Raw genomic sequence first — 26,089 nt, 5'->3', positions numbered from 1 at the left:
CTTCGATTTGTTTTTTGGTGTTCATCCCATCGCTGCAGGAGGAACTGCATTGCGGGAGTTCCCATGAAAGCCGCTAATGCCTGGGAAAAGCGATTAACGTTCGGTTTTTTCTAAACTGGTACTGCTGTGCGCATCATCAGTAATTTTTCAGTCTCTGATCAGGTTCCGAAACCTGTACGCTGCTATCTTAAGAGCTCTTTTTATATGGTGTTGTTTGGTGTCTTATTTTTAAAAAGTATAATTCACGCTCAGGCTGAGCATTCTTCCACTGTAAGCCCGAAACATAATCTTATCAATATTTTTGTCATATTTGTCCGTTGCTCCGGGAAGAAGTTCCCATGCTTCTCTTTCTGTTCCTACATTACTTCCTCCTCCATCTTTTGCAGCCAGATAAGAATTGAAATTGTTATAATATTCCTTTACTCTATTGAAGAGGTTTCTTATATTCAATTTCACTTCAAAGTTTTTATTACGCAGAAATTTATAAGAGATCTGAGCATCTGCCACTGCATAGGGACGTTGGATTTCTTCCCCTTTATAGGCATATCCTACTGTGATGTACTGATCTCCTTTCGCGTTATACAAAAAACTCAGTCCTAAGCGGTCTCCATCATAGATCAATCCAAGATTGTAAGCATAGGGTGTCTGTCCGTAAAGCGGACGTTTCACTTCATAAGTTTCATCATTATCACCTGTTTTGTACAAGTCTTTAAAGGCAACTACTTTCGTATGGTTATAAGTAAAGTTTCCGCTTATGAAAAGTTTTTCCAGAAAAGTTCCGTCAGCAATAAAACCAAGATTTTTTCTTACTTCTGCCTCAACTCCCAACAGCTTTGCATTTTTTGAATTCCCATTATACAGAGATAGATTTCCTTCACTGGAAATATGGCCTTCCCGTTCAATAGGTCTGTCTAAATTTTTGTAGTACAATCCTGCAGAGAATATTTCTCCCAGTCCCGGAAACCATTCAAATTTGAAATCATAATTATTAATGACTGAAGAACTCATTTCCGTATTATAAATCAACCCATTGGCAATAGGATCAAAATAGGGCAATCCTGTTCTTTCGTTAAACTGCGGACGGATTACGGATTTATTATAGGCAAGCCTCAAATTGATTTTATTAGTCGGGCTGTACGTAAAATTCACGGAAGGCATAAACTGCCAGGGTTTATCTTCAATCGCTGTCCTCAGGATATGCTTGGAATCTGAGGGATCCAGCTGCTGGGAAATCATATCGTATTTAAAATATTCTGCACGCAGCCCCCAGACCAATCTCAATTTATTCTTCCAACGATTGTCAAACATGACATACACAGCATGCTGATTGACTTCTCCTTCATACTTATCATTTTTATACAATGCCTTGGTTTCCCAACCAATACCACCCGGAACATAATGGGAGCCATTAAACCAATCTGCAAGTGAACCATACATCGTCAAATGATTCTTCTCGTCATTGGGAACGTTCCGGTTTTCATCAACACGAAGGAAAAACTTCTGCTGCTGGTTGGTATTGCTTTTTATAGCTCCGGCATATCCGGTTTTAATCGTGTTTTTAAAACTTCCGGCATCCATGTCCCATTTTACAGAAGCTCCGTAGTTGTAATCTGTTTCTCTGTTTTCAATATATCCTCTGTAAAAATCTGCTCCGGAATTGTAGATCTTATGAAAGTTTAAAATCTCATTTCCGATAAAGTCATAGCGGGTAATATACTGGGTATAATCTTTGGTATCGGAAGAAACTCCTGTGCGGGCTGCAAACCAGCTGATCTCTGTGTTTCCTATTTTATGATTCCCCTCCAGTTTATTTTGTAAAAGGGTCTGAAAAATCGGATAGTTGGTATTATCTGTATAAGGTTTATCTAAGGTTTTGATCTGAGCCGGATCATTATTGGGAATGATTCCGTTATAAAAATAATTATAGGCTAATTCTGCATTGGCTGCCATTCCGCTCCCGGTTGAATATTCATTCCATCCTGTTACTCTTGTCAGGGTATTATCAAAAATATGGGTATAGGAATTACGGAATGAAATCCTGTTTTTCCCAAACTGCCAACCGAAATTCAACATCCCTGCCAGCGTAGAATTGTAGTTATAAGAAGCTCCGCTGTTTTTAAAGTTATAAAACGGAATTTGTCCGTTTGCATCAGGCATTCCTGTGGTATCCAGCCAGTTTCCTCTTCCTGTATGGTCTATATCCAGTTTATTTTGTTCATTTCTGATGACAAATGCTCCGGCAAATCCCCACTTATTATTGTTTTTTAGCGCGTAAGTTCTTCCCAATGCCAGTTGTATATTAGACCCCATATCACCTCTGGTTTTATAGGTGCTGAAATTGTCATTGGTAAATTGCTTTGACTGTTCAAAAAACTTTGGATCTGTCCAGTTTACAGGTTCAAGTCCTCTGGGAAAATCTCTTGTCCCATCGTCATATCCGAAATAATCATACTTTCCACGCTTACGGGTCAGAAATTCTTTGAATGCTGACTGGTCGTTATAAGAAGTTCCCATCGTTACGGTTGTAAAATTTTCATTGGGAATATCTTTGGTTCTTACTTCTACATAGCCTCCTGCAAAGCTGGCATTCATATCAGGTGTTGCCGATTTACTCACCACTACACTTTCTACCATTGCCGTAGGAATGATATCAAATGAGAAGTTCTGATTATAGGCTTCCGTACTCGGCAGGTTGATTCCGTCCATGGCTGCGGTATTCCATCGTTCTCCCATAGACCGTACTACTACATATTTGTTATCAATAGTGGTGATCCCTGTTACTCTTTTCAATGTTCCTCCCACATCGCTATCCGGTGTTTTAGAAATCTGCTCCGCTGAAATACCGTCACTCATCTGTGCTGCCTTTTTCTGCTGAGCCAGGAGCCCTGCCTGTGTATCTGCTTTGCGAGCTGCTGTAATGACCACTTCTTTGATATTAGTCGTTTTATCGGAAGCTTTGTTCAGAGCAAATGAAACGGAGTTGGTTTCTTTGTTGGTGACAGATAGTTTTTCAACCCTCAGTGTATTGTACTTGGGAGCTTTTATGGTCAGATTATAAGTTCCTGAGGAAAGATCTACTGTAAAATCTCCATTATTATCCGTTACGACGGTTTTCTGAGCAATAGTAACTTCTGCTCCGGTAATTGGATTTCCCACCTCATCTACTATTTTCCCGGAAATACGTCCGTTTCCCGGTACAGCGATGTTGGAACTTTCATATTTGATCGAAATAAGATCACCATGCAGACGGTATACAACAGGAAGACCGTTGGTAATATCCTTCAGGCAGCTGTTGACAGACGTATTTTCACATTTTACTCCTTTTACCTTCAGCTCTTTAATATCCAACTTGGAGTAAGCCAGTCTCATTCCTGTTTTTCCGGCAAATTCTTCCAAAACTTCAATCAATGGTCTGTTGGCAGGGACGAAAAATGTTACTTTCTGAACCAGCTCCTGAGCCTCTGCGGCTACAGTAAAAAATAAGGCTGCTATGGTAATCCCACATTTCAAACTTTTCATACTTAATAGTGTTCTCTTGATTATGATTATATAATTTTTTTAGTAATGATTTATTTCTTCAGGATATAGGTATTTTCTTTTTTCTGTACCTCCAGTCCCAGGATAAAGGCCAGTGATTCAATATTTTCACCCACTGTTCCTCCGGTAAAATCTGCAGTAATCTTCTTATCTTCAGATTCTTTAGGATACAATACTTTCGTGTTATAACTGCTTTCCAGAACAGCCACGACTTCTTTTAAGGGAACATCATTAAAGCTTAAAGACAATATTGCAGAAACTTTGTTTGGAGAGTTTTTCACAGGTTTTAGGGCAATAATCGCTGTTGTATGGGCAATCCCAAAATTTGTCCACTTCTGATTGGGGGTAAGGAAAGAAACCGGAACCCCCGGAGAAGATACAGCCACTTTCCCTTCATAAAGGTCAACTGCTTTTTTATTCCCGGACTGTGAAATTTTAAATACCGTTCCCAATACTTTTGTACTGAAACCATCCGCACGAACGATGAAAGGATGTACCTTTGATTTGGCTACGGAGAAAATAGCATCTCCTTTTAAATCCACAATTCTGGTGGAAGCGGGAAATGATTTTGCGACAGTCAGTTCAGCACCCGGCAAAAGAGTCACTACAGATCCGTCTTCAAGATGAACAATACGGTTTCCTGATTTTGCAAGATAAACATCAGGCTTAACGAACATCGTGTAGGTAAATATTCCTCCCAATGATAAAAGCAAAATAATAACCGCTGCAATTTTATAGAGATTTCTTTTAAAACTTTTTACAGATCGTATAGAAATAATATCCGTTTGAGGGAAATAGTATTCCAGACCGGACAATACCCTTTCTTTGGATTCTTTCTTATGAACAGCATCCAGATCTTTTTCTGCATAGGCCTTCCATTTTTCTAAAAGTTCATTTTCCTTTTCAGAAATTGTATTTTCTGAAACTTCCCGTTCCCAAAGTCTGAAAACAAAGGCTTCAATATTTCTATATGTTAAACGTTTTTTCATAGAGTCTTTCATCGTATTCACTGATACTTCTATCTATAAGACTTTGAAAATGAAAAACTTCCCTAAGGCGTTATTAATATTATATTCATATTACAACCAAATTGTTAATAATTTTCATCGTTTTTCACATTTACTCAACATTAACATCCCATTTACCCCTCGTTTTTCAGAAATATTTAATCTTAACACACCCAAAGTTCACAAAAAGTTAATTTTCCTTTAGGTAATTTTGTGACAAGAATATGAGCCCAACAGACTATACATTATTAAAGAAAATAAAATCAGGCGACCGCCCTGCATTTATGCTGCTGTATGACCGATACTGGGATAGTCTATATCGCTTTGTTTTTGTACGGACCCGGGATAAAGAAATTGCTGAAGAAATCCTACAGAACTTATGGATAAAGATTCTTGAGAATACGGATGCTATACAAACGGATGATGCTGAAAGTGCAAAAGGCTATCTCCTGCGCCATCTTCATTACCGCATCATTGATTTTTATAACAGTTATAAAAAAGCCCCTCCCACCCTGAGTATTGATGAGTTTGACATCCCCAGTGAAATTGAAATGGCGGATACGGATTATTTTGAAATTCTTGAGGAAAATGAAATCTCTGCTTTATTGTCCATGATTGACGAAGTGGTTGCCCAGCTCCCTTCAACAGAAAGACAGGTATATGATATGAGGATCCGGAAAAATATGTCTGTCAACGAAACAGCAGAAGCTTTGGGAATAAGCAATAAGACGGTGAGCAATAAACTAAGCAAAGCTTTGGGAGAAATCCGCGAAAAGCTGAATCCAGAGTACCAGTCGTCTAAAAAACTGGTCTCTATTCTTTTGCTGATGGAGGTATTGACGAGGTATTGAATTTGGGATGCGTAGTGCGAGATTCGAAGTACAGGTTTTTGGGTATGAGATGCGGAGTTGTGTCAATGCTTAATTTACTACGCAGTCAATTTTTACAATATATATCAAAATTCACTGCGAAGCGGATTGACTATTCATTAAACATCGGCAGTAAAGGTGTAGTAAAGCTTAGGATTTTAAAATCGGCAAGGTCCGAATCTATGCTTTCATCATTATTGGTAAAAATAATGGTCTGCATTCCTGCTCCTTTTGCCGCTTTTAATCCAGAATGGCTGTCTTCAATGGCAATACAATGTTCAGGAGAAATGCCCAGATTTTTTGCAGAAGTAAGATAAACAGCAGGATGAGGTTTTCCCTGGATCTCAAATTCAGACGAATGAATGGTGTCGAAAAGCTCACGAACCTGAAGTTTTTCAAGAACAACATGAGCCACCCGCAAAGGAGCATTGGTTGCAAGTCCTATTTTATAATCTTTACTCTTCAGATGTCTGATAAACTCCTCCACACCGGATATTATACAGTCTTGGGTCTGGATCATCTCAATCACTCTTGTAACCACTTTATTTTCCAGATCGGAGACATCCAGATTATCCCAGGGAAATCTTTCATACCAGAATTCTGTCACTTCCTGAGTGGTCATGTATTTGGTTTGCGCAGTAAGATCTTCTGTGACCTGCACACCATACGATGAAAATACATCAAGTTCTGCCTGAGTCCAGAATTTTTCTGAATCTATCAGCACTCCGTCCATATCGAATATCACTGCTTTTAAAGCCATCTTTTGAATGATAAATTTTATGAGTTATATATTACTGGCTGATTTTATAAACACAGCGCTGCCCTCCGGAAATAATATGATCTATTCTTTCAACCTTATAATCCTTTCCTATCAAAGACTGGAAATTGGATAATTCTGCCCGGCAGAAACCCTGACATTCTGTTGCAGCAGCACATATAGGACAATGATTTTCAATCAGAAAATAATCTTTCCCTTCTTTTTTCCATTCTGCCATATAGCCTTCTTCACTTCGGACCTTAGCAAGAGAATCAAGACGCTGTTCTAAAGATTTTGCTTTGGAAAGTACTTTTTCATATCGCTCGTGGGTGTTCTTCTCCCTGTCACTGATCAACAGCTCCAAAGCATTTTCGCCTAAAAGATTTTTTACTGATCTCAGAATCTGAACTGTTACATCTGCATGAGTATCAGGAAACTGAGCTAATCCTTTTTCTGTAAGGATATAGTATGTAGAGGGGCGGCCCACCCCTTCACTTTTCACCAAAGACTCTATCAACCCTTCCTGAGCAAGATTCAGTAAATGCTTTCTTGCCCCCTCTTTGGTAATCGACAATTCTTTAGCAATAAGAAGCGAAGTAGCCTCACCTCTCATCTTTAAAAACATAAGAATACGATCTACAGCCGGCTTCTTCATTTGACAATATTTAAGTTGTTTTATTTTCCAACAACAAATATAGTCATTTTCTATAATCTTAAAAAAACAAGACTAACACAAACATTTACAATGCATTATCAGGATAAATCTTAGAACCAATAAAACAACTTAAAAGTTGTTTTATTAAAATATATTTTTACCTTTGTCATACGTTAATCAAAAATAAATACAATGAACCCATTTACATTACCACAGCTACCTTATGCTTATGATGCTTTGGAACCTTTTATAGATAAAGAGACAATGACTATTCACCACCAACGCCATCATCAGGCTTATGTTGATAATCTGAATGCAGCGTTGGCACAAACCAACGAAGTCAATCCAGATCTTGATTCATTACTGCAAAGAATAAGTGAATACAGCCCTGCTATAAGAAATAATGGAGGCGGTCACTACAACCACTCTTTATTTTGGGAAATTCTTTCTCCTCAACCCAAGTTACATCCTGAAGGTAAGCTTAATGACGCTGTAACAGCAACTTTTGGAAGCCTTGAGAACTTTAAGGCAGAAATGAAAAAAACAGGTTTGTCACAGTTCGGTTCCGGGTGGGTATGGTTATCTGTAAAATTCAACGGATCATTGGCCATCAGTTCTACCCCTAATCAGGATAATCCGATGATGGATGTTCTTTCGATGAACAGGGGCTTCCCGATTCTTGGAATAGATGTGTGGGAACATGCTTATTATCTGAACTATCAGAATAAACGGGCAGACTATCTGGATTCTTTCTGGTCTGTATTAGATTGGTCGTCTGTTGAGAAAAAATATGAAGAGGCTTTGTCAAAAGTAAGATAATTAACACTGATTGTAAACCAGCTATGAATCAGGAAACATTTATCAATAAAGCAAAAGCTTCAGGTATTATTGCCCTTGATCTTTCAGATTACAAACCGACAACGGAAATTGTAGAACTGGATATCAAAGACCATCTTTTCATGGGAATGATTGTCAAGGAGAAAGAGTTTAAAGAATCCATTGCTGCGGTAGATTTTTCTGTATATAACGAAAAGGCAGTAGGAATCATCTGTTCTACGGATGCCATCATCCCGCCTTGGGCGTATATGCTGCTCATGGAAAAATTGTCTCCTTATGCTTCTTATGTAGATTTAAACAACGCAGAAACGGTTCTTCTTGACCTTTGGAAACGCCGTCTCATCTATGCGGACCTGAAACATTATAAAAATCAGAAGGTAGTTGTCCGTGCGAGTACAGCTCATGATCCCTCCCTTTACTTGTGGGCTGCAGGACTTCTGAAACCTCTTGTAAAAACATTGATGTATGGTGAGATAGGATTACCCAAAGTAATTTTTAAACAATAAAAAAATGAAAGCAATCATATTCAACGGATCACTGGAAAGAAGAACTCAATCTACTTCCGGACTGATTTCGGATTATTTTTCAGAACATCTGAAAAAGCTGGGAATTCAAACTAATATTTTTACGCTTGCTGATTCCGGCATTCCGCTGTTTGATGTCACTCTTCCCAAAACTCCTTTGGCAGTAGAACGGATGGCTCAACTATTTACAGAGGCTGACTTACATATTTGGCTGGCCCCACTCTACCATGGAAGTATTCCGGGGGTGATGAAAAACTGCCTGGACTGGCTTGAAGTCACAGCAAGTTGGTACGAGCCTTATCTCACAGATAAAACTGTGGGGCTGGTATGCTGGGCAGATGGTCTTCAGGCGATGCAGGGGATCAATGCCATGGATTCTATCGCCAAGTCATTGCGTGCCTGGCCGCTACCATTCAGTGTTCCTGTTGTCAGATCATCATTATTTACCCCTGACAACTCCACTGAAATTTCGGAGTTCTATTCCGGTAAATTTGATAAACTTATCAGCATTGCAACCTCTAAAAAAATAGAAAAACGACTATAAACCATTTATAACATGATAGAAACAGATATCCTGATCATTGGTGCCAGCCTTTCAGGGATCTTATTCTGTAAATGACCACTATCGACTAAGGATTATGGAAAATGAAATTACCATTACCGTTATTGACCAAAACGGTAATACACATACTTTACTGTGCCCTTTAGAAATGGGACTCAGCCTTAAAGATATCTGCAAAGCCTATGAATTACCCATGGAAGCCATGTGTGGAGGTATGGCTATGTGTGCAACCTGTCATTGCTTTGTTCTGAGTGAAACGATTCCTTTGCCTGAAAAAAATGATATGGAAGAAGCTTTATTATCAGAATTATTTACGACCAAAACAACAAGCAGATTAGCCTGCCAGATTCACCTTACAGCTCAGATGGATGGACTGTCGGTAGAAATCGCTGCAGATTAATCCTTTAAATATAAAAATTAGCACGCTTTATGCTGCTTATTTTCAAAGAACAGTATTGAACTGCTGTAATTAAGTTTAGCGGGGATTTCCGAATCGTGAAACGTTGAAGAAATCCCTTTTTTAAACCTTTTAAATTCAAACAATATGGCTATAAAAATTACAGATGCCTGTATCAACTGTGGAGCCTGCGAACCTGAATGCCCCAACTCAGCCATTTACGAAGGCGCTATCGACTGGCGCTGGAAAGACAAAACAAAACTTTCAGGACCTATCACATTTCCTGATGGTACTGAAGGTGATGCCGATGATTATCATCCTGCTGTATCGGATGAAGTTTATTATATCGTATCCGGGAAATGTACGGAATGTAAAGGTTTCCATGATGAACCACAATGTAAAGCGGTATGCCCTGTAGATTGTTGTGTGGATGATCCTGACCATCGGGAAACAGACGAAGTGTTATTGGACCGGCAAAAATTTATGCATAGTGCTTAAAGTTTATAAAACAGCGTACTCTGATTCATTATTGTAACAAGAACTCCCAATTTTCTACTCATCGGGAAAGCAAAATGTCATCAAAAATTTAAATATAATGCTATAAATTATGAAACCGATATTATTTTTTCTCGCTTTGTTACCTGCTTTTTTCTTGGCTCAGAGTGATGTTCAGAAGCTCAAAAAAGAATACATTCAGCTTTTAAACAGTTCCCATTATGGTAATAATTCTAAAACCGGTAAATATTATGATGTCAATGGAATCAAAATGTATTGTGAAACCTATGGCCAGGGACAGCCGTTACTTCTCATTCACGGAAACGGAGGTTCTATTGTAGACTTCTCTAAACAGATTCCCTATTTTTCAAAGAAATATAAAGTCATTGTCGCTGACAGCAGAGCTCACGGAAAGTCAATTGATAAAGGAGATGCTCTTACTTATGAAATGATGTCTGATGATTATGCTGAGTTGCTTCAGAAAATGAAAATAGATTCTGCCTTTGTTATCGGCTGGAGTGATGGTGGTATTAATGGGCTTTTGTTAAGTATGAGACATCCGGAAAAGGTAAAAAAGCTTATTGTTACAGGAGCTAATTTAAGGCCGGATTCTAGTGCAGTACAGGCTGATATATTTAAAAGAGTAAGTGCCAATTATTTACAATTTAAAGAACAATTTGTCCAAAAGAAAGACAAAACAGATCTTGATTATACTGTTCTCAAATACAAAAGACTACTGAGTGAACAACCCAATATAGATTTTAAGTCTTTGCACAGCATTAAAGTTCCTGTTCTCATTATCGGAGGAGATTATGATGTCATAAAGCCGGAACATACCCTGGAAATTTTCAGAAATATTCCTAAAGCTAATTTATGGATCTTACCCAATTCCGGACACAGCACTTTAGTCGTGTATGCTGATGAGTTTAATGCAAAAGCGGACACATTTTTTAAAACAAAATTCAGAACGATCAAAGACCGGGATCGGGAATTTTAATGACAGAACAGATAATAAACTATATGGAGTCCACAAATTCTTAAAAAACTTCTATCTTTATATTTAATTTCAATAGAGGCGGGTTTTAACCCGCCCTTTTTTATATTTTCTCTTCTTTGGCTTTAGTCCAAACTTATTTTTCTTTAATCTCAATGTAGATTTTTTGAGTAAAAGGAGTTTCAACACCTACTTCGGCACCATATTTTAGCACAGCTCCGGCAAACAACTCCAGTTCGTTCTCCTTCTTTCCCGAATTAATATCAAGCTGCAAGGAAGTTGGCGTTTCAAAAGGAAATGTAGAAGCTTTTTCAAAAGTTGCACTGATGATATCTTCCTGCAGATCAATTCCTTTTTTGGCTGCAATCAGTTGTATTTCATTCATAATTCCGGTCGCTTCTTTCTTCTGATATTCATCAGTACATACGGCACCCATAGACGAATTATGTTTTGCTGTTACCAATCCGAAACTTGCAATGAATATGAATTTCGTCCAGATAGCTGTTAATGAATTATCTTTAAAATCAAACTCTATTTTGCTTTCATTCAATAAGTCTGTAACCCATTCCACCGGAGTAGAAAAATGCTCAGGATCCCTTCCCACAATTATTTTACCGGCATTTCCTTTGTGCTCTACTGTTCCTCTTTCCTTAATATGAGAGGCCACATACACACAGGTTGGAAGAACGGTATGATCTGGAATTATAGCACGTATTCTGTCATAAATATCGGCTCCGTTCATCATGGGAAGCAATATGGTGTCTTTGTTAATGACTGGCAGTAACTGCTTGCAGACGTTTTCAAGGTCATATTCTTTTACACAGATCAGAACAAGATCAGGATTTTTGATGTCACCGATGTTCTGCACAATAGCATTAGGATGAGTCTGCGGATTGGAATGCTCGGGAGATAAAAGAGTCAATCCGTTTTCTTTTACTTTCTCATAGGTTTCTCCGCGGGCAACAAAAGATACCGTATATTTTTCGGAAGCTTCATTGGCCTGATTTATTTTAAAACCAAAGTAACCACCTACGCCCCCCAATCCTACAACGACAATATGTTTTTTGTTCATGAAATTATTTTTAGCAAAGATGGGTGATCGCTTCTGAACTATCACTTGACAAATGAAAAGAAATTATATTTTATGAATATCCCTTCTGATCCGGCTCAGTGAGCTGTCTTTAATTCCCAGATAGGAAGCAATTACTTTCAATGGAACATGCTGAAAAATATCAGGATCTTTCTTCATGAGGTTGAAATATCTTGTTGAAGCCTTCTGGCTGGCCATTTCTATCAGCCTGTCATGAATATTATAATAATTGAGGACAAAGAGAAGTCTGCTAAACTCTCTGAATTCAGGAATATTATGGAAATTATGCTGTACATTTTCCAATCCTGTCTCCCAGAAAACACAATCTGTGACGGTTTGATAGGTTTCTTTGGTGGGCTGCTGCCTGAAAAAGGACAGAAAATCATTCACAAAACACGGAGCCCTATAAATATGGGTCGTAATCTCTTCATTATCTTCATTGAGTATATACGAACGGACATAGCCTTTTTCCAGAAAATAGGTTTTGGTACTGATCGCATCTTTATTCAACAAAACCGTATTCGCTTTTAATTCAAAATAATTAAAGGTTTCGGTAATCTTTTCAACCACTTCCCCTTTGATACTGAATAGGGAATGAAAATACGTGTTAATTGATGTTTTATCCATGAGAGTAAGTGCTAGTGAACATCTATTTTGAAATCGGTCCGAACAAAAATAGTATTTATAAAACATTAAAGGTTAAAAAAGAAAAGTTTAATACTTAAATCCTACTTCTATTTCCTCACAGTTCAAATAAAAACCATGTTATTTCAATGCTTAAAAATGTCATTCTTTTACGGTAAAAAAACTATGGTTCGCAGTCACCATTTTAAACATTATTATTAACTCCCTAAATTTCCCTACGCATTCAAATACGAAACAGTTACAACTGATTATCAATAAAGTAAAAACATACAAATTAAAAAAAACACTATTTCCTATGAGTATAAAGCGTTGCATTTCATCCTGTTTTTGAACATTTTTAAAAGGTTTTTGGTAAGAACATAGGCTGGCAAAAGGTCTACATTTGCAGTACCGATGAAGAAGTCTTTCTACATATCCGTTACTTTTCTGCTGATTCTGTTTCTTACCATAATGACAGGGCTTTCCAGTGACAGGAAAAATAACGCTCACGAAAGCTATTCAAAGGATCAGGTTGGCTTAAAATCGTCCGAATCTGTACAGCATGGGATGTTATTCATTACCTCCATGGCTGAAAATGATTTTGATGCAGACAAAGCTTTCTTCGACCTTCCTTTTATTCTTTTTGCTTACCATAAAGTATTGTGGGGGATTAATTTAAACGCTAATGTTACTGCAGGCTCTGCTTCAGAATCAGTGCATCATTACCATCTTCCCAAATATCTTGTGTTCCATAATCTAAAGATCAGTATCTCTTAATTATTATCTGTAAAACCCATTCTACGGGTATTTGCAATTCATTTTTCTTAAAGAGATTATCTGCCATTTTCCGGATAATCAGTTTTCACCTATAAACCAATAAGCTATGCATGAATTAAGTATAGTGAAGGATATTTTTGACACTTTGGAAGAACATTATGACGCCAAAGTAGAAGATATCCAGCAGGTTCAGGTAACAGCAGGATTGCTTTCCAATGTTCAGCCTGTCCTCATTCAGAATGCATTTGATGCATTCATTACCGACCACCCCTACTATCGGGAAATAGAACTTGAAGTGCTCGTCAATGATATTATTGCCCATTGTGAACAGTGTAAAAAAGACTTCCCCGTCAGGTACCACAGGTTTGTCTGTAACGACTGCGGAACTCCATCAGCCCATATCGTACAGGGAAACGAACTCTTTATCTCAAAAGTAATTTTCAAACAAAAAACTCATTAATATGTCAACAACTAATCCAAAAAGTTTAGGAAACCGCATAGGTTCCGTTCAATGTGATAATACAACCCTTCATTTATTAAAGGCTAATGATTTTGTAGCCAAAGCTATCAGAGAACGATTAAAAGACATTTGCGTCATCAATGTATGCTCCTCACCGGGTTCCGGGAAAACCACCTTAATGCAGGAAACAGGAAAACGACTGGCTCAGGATCTTAACATCTCCATTCTTGTCGGAGATCCAGAAACCGAGCGCGATGCTATCAGAATGCGTGAAGCAGGAATCAATGCGCTGCAAATCGTAACAGGTGGAATGTGTCATATTGAAGCGCAGATGATTCTGCAGGCTCTGGATCATATTGATCTGGAAGGAGTGGATTTATTGTTCATAGAAAATGTAGGAAATCTTCTTTGTCCATCTGCTTTTGACCTTGGAGAGGATTACCGTGTAACCCTTCTGGCCTCTACAGAAGGAGATGACAAGCCTAAAAAATATCCGCGCATGTTTTTAACCAGTGAACTGATGCTTGTTTCCAAAGCTGATTTGCTTCCCTACGTTCCTTTCTCTGTAGAAGCGGTAACAAAAGATGCCCATGAGGTGAACCCTAATCTGGAAGTGATGACCATCAGCACCTTAAACGGAGACGGAATTGATGAATGGTGCAATTGGCTGAAAGAGAAAGTAAAACTAAAAAAAGAAAGCGCTGCTCAGGAAGCTTAAACTTATGAATACCACATCGCCAATCGTAATAGATCAAGTGAAAGCAGGTGAAAATCTGAATGAACTGCATCCTGATATTCTGGAAATCGAATGGTTTGAAAATAAAAAACAAAAACTGACCCGGACTACAAAATCCGGGCAGATTTTGGAACTGAGGTTAGAGAACAGAAAAGAATGGAATCACGGAGACCATTTATACAGCAATGATCAGCTCATCGCTAGGGTTGAAATCAAAACATGCCTTACAATATGTTTCTCTGCAAAAAATGATGCTGAAGCAGCAGACTTCTGCTACTTTATCGGAAATCAGCATCTGCCAATATTTTTAATCCGTCAGCAACAATTTGCGGTTCCTTACGATGGACGCTTATACGAGCAATTATCCGCAAGATATGGGACGCGTATTGAACTTACAGACAATCAGTTATCATCCTCCCAATCATTACGTTATCTGGCAAAAAATAAAGCACATGAAAATTAAAAGTTTTTTGATAACAAGTCTTTCCGCATTGCTTATTCTCCTGCAAAGCTGCAATCCCCCAAAAGACCCTGATCACAAAGGAGATGTATCTCATACCCAGGTCACTGCAACCGACAGCAGAGGTAAAACCATCACTCTTCCCCATGAAGCCGTGCGCGTTGTCATCTTATACAATGCTCTTGTGGATGATGTTTATATGCTTCAGGCAGGTGACAAAATTGTAGGAATTCCGCAGCAGATCTATGAAATGGAAGATACCTATCAATTCCTTTCTAAACTGGATAAGCGAATCAAAAATAAAAGTATTGCAACTCCCACTTTTGGCGGACAATCCAGCAATGCAGAAAGCATTGTAGGGCTAAAACCTGATTTGGTATTAACTTTTAGCACAGACGAAGACAATATCAGCCAAATTGAAAATCTTGGTATTCCCGTGTTTACTTTTTCTTCTTTAAATGATGAAAAAATTCTGGAAGAGCTGAAAAATGTAGGAAAACTTCTTGGAAAGCAAAAACGCGCAGAGGAAATTACAGGATATGTTTCCGAAGAAGTGAAAAAAATGAGAGCCTCTCATGAAACGTCACCTAAAAAGATTTATTATGCCTGGTCAAAAGGACGCATCATGTCTACTTCCGGGAAAGGAAGCCTCATCGATATGGCCATCACGCTGGCCGGAGCTCAAAATGTATGCCCGGTTCCAGTAGAAGCACCGAATATCAGCGCAGAAACACTATATAAATGGAATCCTGATTTGATTATCCTTTGGAATTCCAAACTGTCGGATGTGTACAGTCTTAAAGAGCTGGCTGCACTTCCTGCTGTAAAAAACAAACAGGTATTTGTCATGTCGCCTTCATTTCCTTATGATCCGCATACGGTAAAATTTATGCTGTTTGCCAAGCAGCTCCGTCACTGGTGCATGCCGGAATACACTCAGGAACAGCTGGATCAGGATGTGAGAAAAGCTTTTGAAGTCATCTATGGTAAAAAAGGATTACTCTAATGGTGAAAAATAGTAAAATAGTTTTCTTATTAATTTTTCTGCCTCTTATATTGGGATTCGTTTCTTTAATGATAGGTTCCAGTGAGAATATAGGTTTTGGAGAACTGTTCTATCATATCGCCCTGGAATTGGGGATTTCTAAAAACGAACCTATTATACAGGGAAGTTTGCACACCATTTTATGGCAGGTACGCCTTCCAAGAATTGTCCTTACTTTTCTGGTGGGCGCTTCACTGGCCTCTTCCGGAGGAGTGCTTCAGGCTGTTTTCAGGAATCCGATTGTAGACCCTTTTACTTTGGGAATTTCGTCAGGTTCTGCATTTGGAGCAGCATTGGCGATGTTGTTCCCGGTGATGGCAGTCAATCTTTCAGCTTTTATTTTTGGAGTCACAGCGGTAGTTATTACGTTCCTTGTTTCTTATGCTGGCGCCAAAACGTCCATTATAAGTATGGTTCTTGCGGGAATGATCGTATCAGGAGTATTTACAGCTCTGCTGACGGTTCTGCAATATCTGAGTGATCCTTATAAACTGCAGGCTATTGTGCAGTGGACTATGGGAAACCTTCATACCGCTTCATGGCAAAAAGTACATACGGCAGTATTTCCGATTCTTATCGGATTATCTGTGATTATTATGCTTCGCTGGAAACTGAACCTCCTGGCACTGGGAGATCATGAAGCCATGGCAGTAGGCGTAAATCCTACCCTTTTTAAACTTATCCTGATGGCCGTAGCCACAATGATTACCGCTTCATCAGTGGCTGCTGTAGGGGTAATCAGTTTGTTTGGATTGATTGTTCCCCATATCAGCAGAATGATTTTCGGACCCAATAATACGATCACAGTCTGGGCCAACATCAGTATCGGCGGAGCATTTTTATTATTAATTGATGATTTTTCCCGTACTGTAATGCCTTTTGAGATCCCGATCGGGGTTTTTACCATGATTATCGGAGCCCCTATTTTCATCTATCTGATGCGTCGAAATGCTATAAACTGGAACTCATGAAAAATATAATCTCCCTTGAACAGCTTTCTTTTTGCTACGGAAAAGAAGAAGTACTGAAAAATGTAAAGGCAGACTTTAAAAAAGGCAGACTTTCCATCATTTTGGGAAGAAACGGAAGCGGAAAATCAACGTTATTCAAAATCATTGCAGGACTGGAAAAAAAATATACAGGAAGCGTATGGATTGGTAATAAAGAACGCAAAAAAATAAAAACAGGAACATCATCTCCTTTCCGTCTGGGATTTTTAACCCAGTTTCATCAGACTACTTTCCCGTTTACCGTATTTGATGTAATCCTGACAGGGCGGGCTTCATTTTCAAGATTTTCCCCTGGAAAGACAGACTATAAAGAGGTTGAAGCGATCCTTCAGAAACTTAATTTAATCCACTTAAAAGATAAACCTTACACTTCTCTTTCCGGTGGCGAACGTCAGCTGGTATTGTTATGCCGAATATTGGTTCAAAAGCCGGACGTACTGATGCTGGATGAACCCACCAATCATCTCGACCTACATTATCAGGTCGCTGTACTGGAAGTCATCCGCCAGTTGGTGAATGAAGGGACGACTGTTTTGTGTGTAATGCATGATCCTAATCTCGCTTTCCTGTTTGGGGATGATTTTTTTGTCATGCGCCATCATGAGCTGGTTTCTGTTCAGTCTATGGAAACAGATGAACTGCAACGGCTTCTTGAAGATACTTATGAGGTTCCTTTGCTGGCTTTAGACAACCAGGGAACTCCAATGTTTGCCCCCCAATTAAAATAAAAATATATGAAAAATAATGAAGAAATAACGATATCGAAAGTAGAAGACTATCATGTATTTGAAGTACTTCCTTATGTGATGGAATTCAGGCGCCAGCTGTATCCTTTGCTTGATCCGCTGATCGTTCCCAAAGATCTGGTTAATTTTGAACAAAATTATCTTAACGCTCCTTCCGGGTCCTTTATACAGGCTCGTACAGTAGAGGGAAAACTTATAGGAGTGATTGGAATGATGCCCTACGACTATCGTTTTCCTCACTTGGATATTGATCAAATGAGAACTGTAGAAGTAGCGAGATTATTCGTTAACCCTGATTACAGAAGAGCGGGTATTGCTACCCAGCTATTTCAGGAACTTGTAAAAACGGCTCAGGAAAAAAATATCAAACGTTTATACCTCCACACCCATCCTTTCCTTAAAGGAGCCTATGAATATTGGCTGAAACAAGGCTTTATACTTCTCAAATCCTGCTATGAAGGAACCTATCCTACTTTGCACATGGAGCTGATGATTTCAGAGGAAAATAAATAATACAGAGAAAATATACATGAATACAACAAAGAAAGTATTATACATCAATGGTATAATGCTCTTACTTCCCTTTGCCTTATCGGCACAGGAAATACATCCTGTTTTTGGAAAAGTTCTGAACCAGGAGGGAAAAATAATTTCCCATGCCATCATTTCCTTGAATCAGGGAACAACTGCGACCACAGGTAAAGACGGTAATTTTACATTTGAAAATCAGGTTCAGTATCCGGCTCAGCTTACGATTGATGCTAAAGGATATTCCGGTTCTCATATCACCCTGGATTCTCTTTCTTATGATGATAAAAAAGGGATTATTATTCGTCTGGCAGAAAATCAAACCAATATTCAGGAAATTCTGGTCACTGCCCGCAGAAACAATTCTTATCTTACGAATAATCTTGAACTGGGTGGGAAATTTTCAGGAAACTTAAAAGATCTTCCACAGTCGGTTTCTATTGTAAGCAGCGAGTTTATGGAAGACAAACAGGCTTATACAACGCGCGAAGTGGCACAGGATTTGGCCGGCGTAACGACCGCTTCTTCTTATGATGATCTTATCATTCGGGGGTTTAAAAGCGGTTATGAAACCGGAATCCGTCTCGTGAACGGACTTCGTTCCGGGTACAGCTATGGAAACAGCTATTACCGTTCTCCGCTTACAATTAATCTGGAAAGTGTTTCTGTTTTAAAAGGTCCGGGAGCCTCTTTATTCGGTGACATTACTCCTGGAGGCACCATCAATATGGTCACAAAAAAACCGTTGGAATACCAGAAAGGATCAGTGAATTTTTCAGTGGGAAGCTTTCAGACAGTCCGTACAAGTATTGATCTTGGCGGACCCTTGGATAAGGATAAGAAAATCCTGTATCGTCTGAACGCAGGCTATGAAGACAGCAAAACGTTCCGGAATGTCAATCAGCAGAAGAACTTTATGATTGCTCCCTCTTTTACTTTTAAACCATTGGATGGAACCCAGGTAGACATAGATCTTGTGTACGATCAGTTTCATGGATATCTGGACCGCGGAATGGGTCTTAGGAACAATGATTTCTATGCTCTGCCCCGATCTTTTACGTTAAGCCAGCCTTCAGATTTTTACAACACAAAATCTTTCTCTTTCAGCGCAAGAGTAAGCCAGAGACTTACGCATAACCTTTCATTGAATGCCAGCTATATGAAGTCGGTTTATCAGGAAGATGTCAATGAACACCGTACCTTGAACAGCTACGCAGATGCACCCAACAATACGATTATGAATATGCGTTTCTTTGACCGTCATGGAAAAGATTATACAGATAATTCTGTAGTCTATCTGAAATGGGAGCCAGTCGGAAATATCATCAAACATCATCTTATAGCCGGAGTAGATTATGCACAATATGAAGGAGACAGCAACAACCAACAGCGTGAAGCCAGACAGCAGAAAATAGACGGAAAAATAGTTCCTCTTACCTTTGATCTTAATAATCCTACGTATACCACGCATGATCTCAGTAATTATGTATGGCTGGCACAGGGCAATTATCCATTTTTAAGCCCTTATAAAACAACAGGAATTTATGTGCAGGATCAGATTTCATTTGCGGAAAGGCTGAAGCTTGTTGTTGGATTACGCCATGAGCATTATTATTCTGAAACCATCAATTCTGCCAACCGCTACAGCGCCACACAAAATGCATGGCTGCCCCGTATCGGACTGACGTATCAGATTAATGATCAGATCAATTACTTTGCAAGCTATTCTCAGGGTTTTGCCCCTGTGGGAGCCAATTTCATTCAGAATTATCAGGATTACGGAGTGGATAAACCTTTTACCGCAGAGCATAGTTTCCAGATTGAAACAGGTCTTAAAACCGGATTTTTTAAGAATCAACTGCAGATGGACCTTTCTCTCTTTCAGATTGAACGCCGAAATATGCTGATCGCTACAGGTGAAATCAGTACAACCGGCTTTCCAGTCTATAGACAGTCAGGGCAAGCCGTATCAAAAGGGGTTGAGCTGGATATCCGCGGACAGTTGACCAAAGAGTTTCAGATCATGGGAAATTACACCTACAATCAGACCGAAGTAAAATCATCTTCTATTGCTTCAGAAGTGGGCCAGGCTTTACCGGGAGCTCCTAAAAATATGGCAAGCATGTGGCTGAAATATGTGTTTTCAACGACTGCTTTGAAAGGGTTGGGATTCGGAGCCGGAGTTTATTATGTAGATACCAGACGTATGGACAACAGCATCGGAAAAGACAGTGCCGGAAATGCACTTTGGGGAGAATGGCCTTCTTATACCACTGTAAATGCAGCAGTATATTACCATATCGGAAAGATGAAAATGTCTGTGAATATCAACAATATTTTTGACAAGTACTATTTCCTGGGTGGTTTTGATTATACACGGGCTTTCCCAGGAGCACCCAGAAATGTAATGGCTTCTGTAGGATATTCATTTTAACCGTTTTTAATATATTTTTTAATCTTGTGGAGACCTGGGCTATATTTTTTATAGTCCGGGTTTTATTTTAATTCTATTTTTATCTTCGGTAAAATGGATGATCAGATATCCTTATGAATTTTTATTTAGCTTGCTGGTTTATGCCAAATTTTGTAATTTCCTTCATTAAAAAGCAGTCTTCTGCAAGCAATACTTATGGACAATGACTTCTCTTATCATTTCATCGAGCCCGATAAAGAGATCGCTGATTTTGTAGAAAATCTGGGAACTTTTCAGAATCTTTCCGATGAAGCTAAAGAAGTTGTCATTATTCCTGACGGAAGAATAGATCTATTCTTTTCACAGTCGGATTCCGAACCTTTCCATATTACCCTTCTCGGCTTGGAAACATATCCTGAGCAAAGGTATATTCATCCCCATACCCTTGCTTTTGTTGTCAGTTTCAAACCTCTTGCTGTTGAGTATATTTTACAGACTTCCATCGCAGATTTATTAAATATTGGAAAAGAACTCTCCCCTGATTTCTGGAATTTTAAGGCTAATGATATAAAAGATTTTGATGCTTGCTGTTTAAAAGCGATTCAAAAAATAAAAGATCTTCTTCCTCCAAAGGTGGATGAAAGAAAACGTAAACTTTTCGAATTGGTTTATGCCTCAAAAGGAGAAATGAGCGTGCTGGAACTGTCTGAGAAAACAGGCTGGAGCAGCAGGCAGATCAACCGGTATTTTACCAAACAGCTAGGTTTATCATTAAAAGCCTACTCTACTATATTGCGTTTCAGGGCATCATTGGAACATATCGCACAGGGAAGACTTTTCCCCGAGCTCAACTACACAGATCAAAATCATTTCATCAAAGAAGTGAAGAAATTTTCAGGAGTTGCCCCTAAAGAATTATCCCAAAATAAAAACGACCGATTTGTACTATTATCAGTGTTGAAAGGAAAATAAATTTGCATTGTAAAATTTAAATTAAAAATGCTGATAGAAAATAAATCAATAGCAATCGTTGGCGGTGGTCCGGCAGGACTTACGCTGGCAAGACTTTTACAACTAAAAGGTGCCCATGTAAAAGTATATGAAAGAGACTTTAATCAATATGCACGGGTACAGGGCTCCCCTCTCGATATGCACGAAGATTCCGGGCTGGCAGCTATACATAAGGCAGAACTGTTGGAAGAGTTTAAAAAAACTTTCCGTCCTGGTGCAGACAGAACTTTGATTCTCAATGAAAAGGCAGAAATATTCTTTAATGATCATGAAACTAAGCCTGAAGAGGATTTTGGGCATGAACATTTTCGTCCTGAAATAGACCGCGGTCCGTTAAGAAATATGCTTCTGAAATCCCTACATCCCGAAACGGTAGTCTGGGACAGTCATTTTCTCTCGATGGAACGTCAGGGTGAAGGCTGGCTGCTGCATTTCAAAAACGGAAATTCGGTATATGCAGACCTCGTTATTGCTGGTGATGGAGCCAATTCTAAGATACGCCCTTATCTTACTGATATTAAACCTGTTTATTCCGGAGTGATCATGCTGGAAGGCAATATTTCAAAAGAAAATGCGCCTCAGATTGATGCGATGATTAAAGGTGGAAAGATAATGGCCTTTGGAAATACTAAAAATATTTTACTCGGCCAGAAAGGAAATGGGGATCTTGGTTTTTATGCAAGCTTTAAAACAGACGAAAACTGGGTGATCAACAGCGGTATCGACTTTTCCGATACTACACAGGTATTGAAGTGGTTTAAAACAGAGTACTCTGAATGGAGTCCAATCTGGGATGAACTTTTTGAAAATGCGACGGCTCCTTTTATTCCACGCCTTATTTATTATATGCCTTTGGATCAGACCTGGGAAGCCCAGCCCAATATAACGCTGATAGGAGATGCCGCTCATGTAATGCCTCCATTTGCAGGGGAAGGTGCCAATATGGCTATGCTGGATGCTCTTGAATTGAGTGAATATTTGACGGATAACAGCTACTCTTCTTTACAGGATGCTATTTCTGACTACGAAAACAATATGCGCAAGAGAGCTGCTATTGCCACACAGGAATCCCTTGAAAACGGAGAGCGAATGCATTCTGAAAAATCATTAACAACCATGCTTGATTTTTTTAATGGTCATTTAAATTCATAATAAGCAAAAGGCTGCCTCCAATCAGAGACAGCCTTTAGTTAAATAAATCTTTTTTCTCTCCGCTTTTAGATCCTGATACGGAGATTCATTCCTGTTTTTTATTTTTTAATTAATTTGGTGTTATAAGTGTTTTTGTCATCTTTTATTGTGATCACATACATTCCTTTTACCAGTGAAGCAACATTGATTCTTTGTCCGTCAAGTTTTCCTTCCTGAACAAGTCTTCCGTCTGCACTATAGATTTTGTAATCAGCTTTACCCTTTAGGTTTTTCACTTCTACAAATGTATCTGCCGGGTTAGGATAAATGGATATTTCTGATGATTTTGTATCTATCGCTTCTCTTACAGCCAGCGTACCTGCTGTAATTTTTACCGGAAGATCCAAAATGCCACCCGCCTGGCTTGCCAGCTCACCACATGTATTAGCTAGAGCTGCCGTTGAAAACTTACCAATAATCCTCATTCTTAATAATTTATCTCCAGCATATGATGTAGCTGGAACGGTAAAGGTATGATCTCCAAAATTCACCAGTCCTTTCGGTGCTCCTCCTGATATACTGCTCACTCTTTCCGTAGCTTCAAACACTCCATTTCTGTTATAATCAATCCAAACAGAAACATTTTCATTGGCTGCAGCAACTACATTCACAACCGCAGGCTTTAGTGTGTAAGAATTGCCCTGAACAAGATTAATTATTTTAGAGGAATCCTCACTTAAATCTATAAATGACCTTGCAACACCATTGAAATAATCCAGATTCGATACTTTAGCAGCTACAATTGCAGCATAATAAGGTGAACCTGAATTCAATATACAATAATCAACACCTGTCTTTAATCCTTTTGTTTTAAAGGTATAATTATTAGAAAAAGCTCCAGCAGCTGAATTAACTACAGCAGCTACCTGTACTTCATAATCCGTTTCGTCTTCTAAGTTATTCAGTACCAAAGAATTTGCCGGACTAGTAGCATTAGACCAGTTTACAGTCCCTGCTTTTCTATAATTAACAGAATAAGTAGCTCCCGGAACACTGTTCCATGAAACTCTTGCTGTTGTTTTGAAAACTTCAGTATCTATGGTAGAAATACCTGTAGGTGCTGACGCAGAAGATGTAGGAGCACTTCCTACAGTAACAGCAGGAGACACTGCATAAAATATATTCCCAATGGCTGATACTCTTAGTTTAACTGTTCCACTTAGATTACCCGGCATTTGTACATTATAACTTCCGGTATTGGGTGCTGCCGCAACCAGATCTGTCCATGTAACTCCGTTATTTGTAGTATAATCAATTTTTACACTGGCTGTATTATAAGGAGCGGCGTTGGTATTGGCAGCATCCCAATATATCGTGTTCATCGCATCATTATACAACACAGAAGATGCCGTAAGCCCATTGAATTTGAAAGGGCCATCATCTTTTACGGTAACGGTCGTTGTGGAGCTGGAGACCATAGAACGTTGTGGATTTTGATCTCTTACTGTCACGGCATAATTCAATACGCGAGGAATATAAGATACGGTTTCCCAACTTTGCTTGTTGGTTAGTGATCCGTTCATCACAGTTTCTAACTTAGGGAAATATCTTCTTCCGTCAGCTGTTCCGGGAATGGATCTTGTCAACGCTCCTTTAGGATTATATCCCCATCCGCTGTCTCCTGAAATGGTAGAAAATCCATCTGTACTATCATTTTGCTCCCACGTATAATTCACAGAATCATTTTCTGCATCTGTAGCAGAAGCTTCTAGATAGTAAGCAGTTCCTTTAGGAATATTGTAAGCCACCAAAGGATTAATAGCAGGAGCTGTATTATTAGTGATATTTTGTGAAACCCCACAATTAAGTTTATTTTCTAAATTAGTCAATACCTGATCAATTGATTTGTAATGGAAGTAACCATCCGCATTAGCCTGAACATTATCATAGGTAATCCCGGCATATCCCATAATGGTTGTTCCTCCTCCGGGTTCTACATTCGCTCCTTGATTAGCATCCGTAACCGAGGTATTTGAAAATGTATGATTAGCTCCCAGCTGATGCCCCATTTCATGAGCCGCAGTAAAGTCAAAAACATCTCCTACTGGTACAGGCCCTTGTGTATAAGCTGATCCTTTTTGTTTATCTGTATTATTAGCAGGATCTATACAGACAATACCGATTCCTCCTGCATTTCCGCTTCTTTCTGCATTTTGATTAAGAACATGTCCAATATCATAATTGGCATTTCCTACTACAGAAGTAAGTGTTTGTTGTAACTGAGTATTTAAATCATTACTATAAGGATCTGCTGCTGCATCCAGATAGATAAGCTGCGGAAGGTTCAGAACCGTTAAATGAGCTCCAAAATCACGTTCGAAAACACCATTTATACGAGTCATTGTATTATTCATTGCTGCCAGAACAACCCCTTTTTTCACATCGTCAGTAGCATTGGCAGGAGTTCCTGCTGCTGTTAATTGATATTGACTGTATTCTCCGGTAACAGACAATGCCATTCTGAAATCTCTGTATTTTGTATTCGTCGGCCTTTGGGTAATTCCTACTCCTGAAAGCAATTTTTTACCATTTGCAACCAGTTTCCCAATATCTTCAATATGCTTCTCTCCGGTCTCACATATAAAGCCATGCTCTCCACTTTCTTTTGTTTTGTAGAAAACACCATACGTTTGTTTATCGGCGCTTATAGGCTCTATAAATTGAAATACTCCATCTTTGATGATCATAGACTGCATATCTGTAGGAGAAGTACTGAATCTCAAATATTTAGAAGCATCATCTACTCCAACTCCTACATAAGAACCTAGCTGGTATCTGTCTACCAGAGATTTATCCATCACCGGGTTGCTATAAACCGCAAATTTTTCAATTTTTCCTTCTACCGTTGGTAAAGAAATAATAACAGGTCTTGCATTTTTCCCTGTTTCTTCAGCATTTCTAAGTATTTCTCTAAGAGACTTCAGGTCTACTCTGTAAGAATGTTGTACTTCTACCCCTTCTCTTATCTGCGAAGTTTTTTGAGAGACAGACTCCCATCTCTGAGCATTAAAAACGGTAAAACAAGATGCTAATGCACAAACAAATAAAATTCTTTTTTTCATAGATTTATTTAAAGTATTATTGTGAATAAGTGTAATTGATGTGATTTAGAAAGATTACATATGAATGAATTGATGAATGGCAGCGCCCCAAACAGAAATTACTATAAATCAATCAAAACATGTATTTATATGAATATTTCACAAGCAAAACTATCCAAAAAGCCATATATATTCAATTAATTAGAAAAAAACATGATACTACACAGATACAACACAAACGTAAAGTATTAACTTACAATAAATTATAAAATCTTCGTATTTATTCAAAATAAAATTGAAAAAAGTACTCCCTTAAAAATCTA

The 26,089-nt window shown here is 38.6% G+C and carries 25 protein-coding genes; 18 read left to right on the top strand and 7 right to left on the bottom strand.

The window, feature by feature from the left end; translation table 11 throughout:
- Positions 1-228 precede the first annotated feature (228 nt).
- Together C1634_RS08375 and C1634_RS08370 are read right to left on the bottom strand one after the other, a co-directional pair.
- Positions 229-3,519 carry a TonB-dependent receptor gene (locus tag C1634_RS08375; protein ID WP_109738220.1) on the bottom strand — a complete coding sequence of 1,097 codons (3,291 nt, stop codon included), beginning with the start codon at positions 3,517-3,519 and terminating at the stop codon, positions 229-231.
- A gap of 50 nt (positions 3,520-3,569) precedes the next feature.
- On the bottom strand, positions 3,570-4,526 hold the full coding sequence (locus C1634_RS08370) for a FecR family protein (RefSeq protein WP_228410023.1): 957 nt from the start codon (positions 4,524-4,526) through the stop codon (positions 3,570-3,572).
- Between the two features lie 242 nt (positions 4,527-4,768).
- On the opposite strand from C1634_RS08370, the gene C1634_RS08365 reads away from it, so the two are divergent.
- Positions 4,769-5,395 (top strand): RNA polymerase sigma factor, encoded by a 627-nt coding sequence (locus C1634_RS08365; protein WP_103232981.1) that lies wholly within the window; start codon positions 4,769-4,771, stop codon positions 5,393-5,395.
- A 130-nt stretch (positions 5,396-5,525) separates the two neighbouring features.
- Here C1634_RS08365 and hxpB read toward each other — a convergent pair whose 3' ends face one another.
- Positions 5,526-6,173: a hexitol phosphatase HxpB gene (gene hxpB / locus C1634_RS08360; protein ID WP_109738219.1), complete on the bottom strand. Its 648-nt coding sequence runs from the start codon at positions 6,171-6,173 to the stop codon at positions 5,526-5,528.
- Between the two features lie 31 nt (positions 6,174-6,204).
- Positions 6,205-6,825, bottom strand: coding sequence for a helix-turn-helix transcriptional regulator (locus C1634_RS08355; RefSeq protein WP_103232979.1), 621 nt, complete (start codon positions 6,823-6,825; stop codon positions 6,205-6,207).
- Positions 6,826-7,017: 192 nt separating this feature from the next.
- Between C1634_RS08355 and C1634_RS08350 the strand changes: the two genes are divergently transcribed.
- From C1634_RS08350 to C1634_RS08325, 6 genes are all read left to right on the top strand, one after another.
- Entirely contained in the window at positions 7,018-7,644 is a 627-nt protein-coding gene (locus tag C1634_RS08350) for a superoxide dismutase (RefSeq protein ID WP_109738218.1), read from the top strand.
- A 23-nt stretch (positions 7,645-7,667) separates the two neighbouring features.
- Positions 7,668-8,168, top strand: coding sequence for a DUF2480 family protein (locus tag C1634_RS08345; protein WP_103232402.1), 501 nt, complete (start codon positions 7,668-7,670; stop codon positions 8,166-8,168).
- Positions 8,169-8,172: 4 nt separating this feature from the next.
- Positions 8,173-8,730, top strand: a complete 558-nt coding sequence (locus tag C1634_RS08340) for an NADPH-dependent FMN reductase (RefSeq protein WP_103232403.1) — start codon at positions 8,173-8,175, stop codon at positions 8,728-8,730.
- 94 nt (positions 8,731-8,824) lie between these two features.
- Positions 8,825-9,148, top strand: a complete 324-nt coding sequence (locus tag C1634_RS08335) for a 2Fe-2S iron-sulfur cluster-binding protein (protein ID WP_103232404.1) — start codon at positions 8,825-8,827, stop codon at positions 9,146-9,148.
- Positions 9,149-9,292: 144 nt separating this feature from the next.
- The gene (locus C1634_RS08330; RefSeq protein WP_103232405.1) at positions 9,293-9,643 is read left to right on the top strand and encodes a 4Fe-4S dicluster domain-containing protein; all 351 of its coding nucleotides are present in this window, start codon (positions 9,293-9,295) and stop codon (positions 9,641-9,643) included.
- 109 nt (positions 9,644-9,752) lie between these two features.
- A complete protein-coding gene (locus C1634_RS08325) occupies positions 9,753-10,637 on the top strand; it encodes an alpha/beta fold hydrolase (RefSeq protein ID WP_103232406.1) in 885 nt (294 codons plus the stop codon).
- A 133-nt stretch (positions 10,638-10,770) separates the two neighbouring features.
- Here C1634_RS08325 and C1634_RS08320 read toward each other — a convergent pair whose 3' ends face one another.
- Together C1634_RS08320 and C1634_RS08315 are read right to left on the bottom strand one after the other, a co-directional pair.
- Positions 10,771-11,706 (bottom strand): ketopantoate reductase family protein, encoded by a 936-nt coding sequence (locus C1634_RS08320; protein WP_103232407.1) that lies wholly within the window; start codon positions 11,704-11,706, stop codon positions 10,771-10,773.
- Between the two features lie 63 nt (positions 11,707-11,769).
- On the bottom strand, positions 11,770-12,351 hold the full coding sequence (locus C1634_RS08315; protein WP_109738217.1) for a Crp/Fnr family transcriptional regulator: 582 nt from the start codon (positions 12,349-12,351) through the stop codon (positions 11,770-11,772).
- 411 nt (positions 12,352-12,762) lie between these two features.
- Here C1634_RS08315 and C1634_RS08310 point away from each other — a divergent pair, with 411 nt between their 5' ends.
- The 11 genes from C1634_RS08310 to C1634_RS08260 all read left to right on the top strand — a co-directional run bounded on the left by C1634_RS08310 (position 12,763) and on the right by C1634_RS08260 (position 22,686).
- Positions 12,763-13,125, top strand: a complete 363-nt coding sequence (locus tag C1634_RS08310; RefSeq protein ID WP_109738216.1) for a hypothetical protein — start codon at positions 12,763-12,765, stop codon at positions 13,123-13,125.
- 106 nt (positions 13,126-13,231) lie between these two features.
- The gene (locus C1634_RS08305; RefSeq protein WP_103232410.1) at positions 13,232-13,585 is read left to right on the top strand and encodes a hydrogenase maturation nickel metallochaperone HypA/HybF; all 354 of its coding nucleotides are present in this window, start codon (positions 13,232-13,234) and stop codon (positions 13,583-13,585) included.
- 1 nt (position 13,586) lies between these two features.
- A complete protein-coding gene (hypB, locus tag C1634_RS08300; RefSeq protein WP_103232411.1) occupies positions 13,587-14,303 on the top strand; it encodes a hydrogenase nickel incorporation protein HypB in 717 nt (238 codons plus the stop codon).
- A gap of 4 nt (positions 14,304-14,307) precedes the next feature.
- Positions 14,308-14,784 (top strand): urease accessory protein UreE, encoded by a 477-nt coding sequence (locus C1634_RS08295; RefSeq protein ID WP_109738215.1) that lies wholly within the window; start codon positions 14,308-14,310, stop codon positions 14,782-14,784.
- A complete protein-coding gene (locus C1634_RS08290) occupies positions 14,774-15,787 on the top strand; it encodes an ABC transporter substrate-binding protein (protein ID WP_109738214.1) in 1,014 nt (337 codons plus the stop codon). Before C1634_RS08295 ends, C1634_RS08290 begins: the two co-directional genes overlap by 11 nt.
- The gene (locus C1634_RS08285) at positions 15,787-16,797 is read left to right on the top strand and encodes a FecCD family ABC transporter permease (RefSeq protein WP_103232413.1); all 1,011 of its coding nucleotides are present in this window, start codon (positions 15,787-15,789) and stop codon (positions 16,795-16,797) included. The genes C1634_RS08290 and C1634_RS08285 overlap by 1 nt, the downstream gene beginning before the upstream one ends.
- The gene (locus C1634_RS08280; protein WP_103232414.1) at positions 16,794-17,564 is read left to right on the top strand and encodes an ABC transporter ATP-binding protein; all 771 of its coding nucleotides are present in this window, start codon (positions 16,794-16,796) and stop codon (positions 17,562-17,564) included. The genes C1634_RS08285 and C1634_RS08280 overlap by 4 nt, the downstream gene beginning before the upstream one ends.
- A 6-nt stretch (positions 17,565-17,570) precedes the next feature.
- Positions 17,571-18,095, top strand: coding sequence for a GNAT family N-acetyltransferase (locus C1634_RS08275; protein ID WP_103232415.1), 525 nt, complete (start codon positions 17,571-17,573; stop codon positions 18,093-18,095).
- A 16-nt stretch (positions 18,096-18,111) separates the two neighbouring features.
- A complete protein-coding gene (locus C1634_RS08270) occupies positions 18,112-20,544 on the top strand; it encodes a TonB-dependent receptor (protein WP_109738213.1) in 2,433 nt (810 codons plus the stop codon).
- 195 nt (positions 20,545-20,739) lie between these two features.
- Positions 20,740-21,495, top strand: coding sequence for a helix-turn-helix domain-containing protein (locus C1634_RS08265; protein WP_109738212.1), 756 nt, complete (start codon positions 20,740-20,742; stop codon positions 21,493-21,495).
- A 27-nt stretch (positions 21,496-21,522) separates the two neighbouring features.
- Positions 21,523-22,686 carry an FAD-dependent oxidoreductase gene (locus tag C1634_RS08260; protein WP_109738211.1) on the top strand — a complete coding sequence of 388 codons (1,164 nt, stop codon included), beginning with the start codon at positions 21,523-21,525 and terminating at the stop codon, positions 22,684-22,686.
- Between the two features lie 98 nt (positions 22,687-22,784).
- On the opposite strand, the gene C1634_RS08255 is transcribed toward C1634_RS08260, so the two are convergent.
- Positions 22,785-25,787, bottom strand: coding sequence for a reprolysin-like metallopeptidase (locus C1634_RS08255; protein WP_109738210.1), 3,003 nt, complete (start codon positions 25,785-25,787; stop codon positions 22,785-22,787).
- Between the last annotated feature and the right edge of the window lie 302 nt (positions 25,788-26,089).

This window comes from Chryseobacterium viscerum (assembly GCF_002899945.2).
GTDB classification, from domain to species: domain Bacteria; phylum Bacteroidota; class Bacteroidia; order Flavobacteriales; family Weeksellaceae; genus Chryseobacterium; species Chryseobacterium viscerum.
The sequence above is the reverse complement of the archived record's forward strand: the minus strand, read 5'-3'. Positions and strand labels throughout refer to the sequence as shown.

Excerpts from the sequence above, each read along its gene's own strand:
- C1634_RS08320 (WP_103232407.1), bottom strand. The coding sequence starts at position 11,706 with ATGAACAAAAAACATATTGTCGTTGTAGGATTGGGGGGCGTAGGTGGT.
- C1634_RS08325 (WP_103232406.1), top strand. The coding sequence starts at position 9,753 with ATGAAACCGATATTATTTTTTCTCGCTTTGTTACCTGCTTTTTTCTTG.
- C1634_RS08275 (WP_103232415.1), top strand. The coding sequence starts at position 17,571 with ATGAAAAATAATGAAGAAATAACGATATCGAAAGTAGAAGACTATCAT.
- C1634_RS08290 (WP_109738214.1), top strand. The coding sequence starts at position 14,774 with ATGAAAATTAAAAGTTTTTTGATAACAAGTCTTTCCGCATTGCTTATT.
- C1634_RS08345 (WP_103232402.1), top strand. The coding sequence starts at position 7,668 with ATGAATCAGGAAACATTTATCAATAAAGCAAAAGCTTCAGGTATTATT.
- C1634_RS08265 (WP_109738212.1), top strand. The coding sequence starts at position 20,740 with ATGGACAATGACTTCTCTTATCATTTCATCGAGCCCGATAAAGAGATC.
- C1634_RS08270 (WP_109738213.1), top strand. The coding sequence starts at position 18,112 with ATGAATACAACAAAGAAAGTATTATACATCAATGGTATAATGCTCTTA.
- C1634_RS08330 (WP_103232405.1), top strand. The coding sequence starts at position 9,293 with ATGGCTATAAAAATTACAGATGCCTGTATCAACTGTGGAGCCTGCGAA.
- C1634_RS08280 (WP_103232414.1), top strand. The coding sequence starts at position 16,794 with ATGAAAAATATAATCTCCCTTGAACAGCTTTCTTTTTGCTACGGAAAA.
- C1634_RS08285 (WP_103232413.1), top strand. The coding sequence starts at position 15,787 with ATGGTGAAAAATAGTAAAATAGTTTTCTTATTAATTTTTCTGCCTCTT.
- C1634_RS08305 (WP_103232410.1), top strand. The coding sequence starts at position 13,232 with ATGCATGAATTAAGTATAGTGAAGGATATTTTTGACACTTTGGAAGAA.
- C1634_RS08295 (WP_109738215.1), top strand. The coding sequence starts at position 14,308 with ATGAATACCACATCGCCAATCGTAATAGATCAAGTGAAAGCAGGTGAA.
- C1634_RS08350 (WP_109738218.1), top strand. The coding sequence starts at position 7,018 with ATGAACCCATTTACATTACCACAGCTACCTTATGCTTATGATGCTTTG.
- hxpB (WP_109738219.1), bottom strand. The coding sequence starts at position 6,173 with ATGGCTTTAAAAGCAGTGATATTCGATATGGACGGAGTGCTGATAGAT.
- C1634_RS08355 (WP_103232979.1), bottom strand. The coding sequence starts at position 6,825 with ATGAAGAAGCCGGCTGTAGATCGTATTCTTATGTTTTTAAAGATGAGA.
- C1634_RS08255 (WP_109738210.1), bottom strand. The coding sequence starts at position 25,787 with ATGAAAAAAAGAATTTTATTTGTTTGTGCATTAGCATCTTGTTTTACC.
- C1634_RS08310 (WP_109738216.1), top strand. The coding sequence starts at position 12,763 with ATGAAGAAGTCTTTCTACATATCCGTTACTTTTCTGCTGATTCTGTTT.
- hypB (WP_103232411.1), top strand. The coding sequence starts at position 13,587 with ATGTCAACAACTAATCCAAAAAGTTTAGGAAACCGCATAGGTTCCGTT.
- C1634_RS08370 (WP_228410023.1), bottom strand. The coding sequence starts at position 4,526 with ATGAAAAAACGTTTAACATATAGAAATATTGAAGCCTTTGTTTTCAGA.
- C1634_RS08260 (WP_109738211.1), top strand. The coding sequence starts at position 21,523 with ATGCTGATAGAAAATAAATCAATAGCAATCGTTGGCGGTGGTCCGGCA.
- C1634_RS08335 (WP_103232404.1), top strand. The coding sequence starts at position 8,825 with ATGGAAAATGAAATTACCATTACCGTTATTGACCAAAACGGTAATACA.
- C1634_RS08315 (WP_109738217.1), bottom strand. The coding sequence starts at position 12,351 with ATGGATAAAACATCAATTAACACGTATTTTCATTCCCTATTCAGTATC.
- C1634_RS08340 (WP_103232403.1), top strand. The coding sequence starts at position 8,173 with ATGAAAGCAATCATATTCAACGGATCACTGGAAAGAAGAACTCAATCT.
- C1634_RS08375 (WP_109738220.1), bottom strand. The coding sequence starts at position 3,519 with ATGAAAAGTTTGAAATGTGGGATTACCATAGCAGCCTTATTTTTTACT.
- C1634_RS08365 (WP_103232981.1), top strand. The coding sequence starts at position 4,769 with ATGAGCCCAACAGACTATACATTATTAAAGAAAATAAAATCAGGCGAC.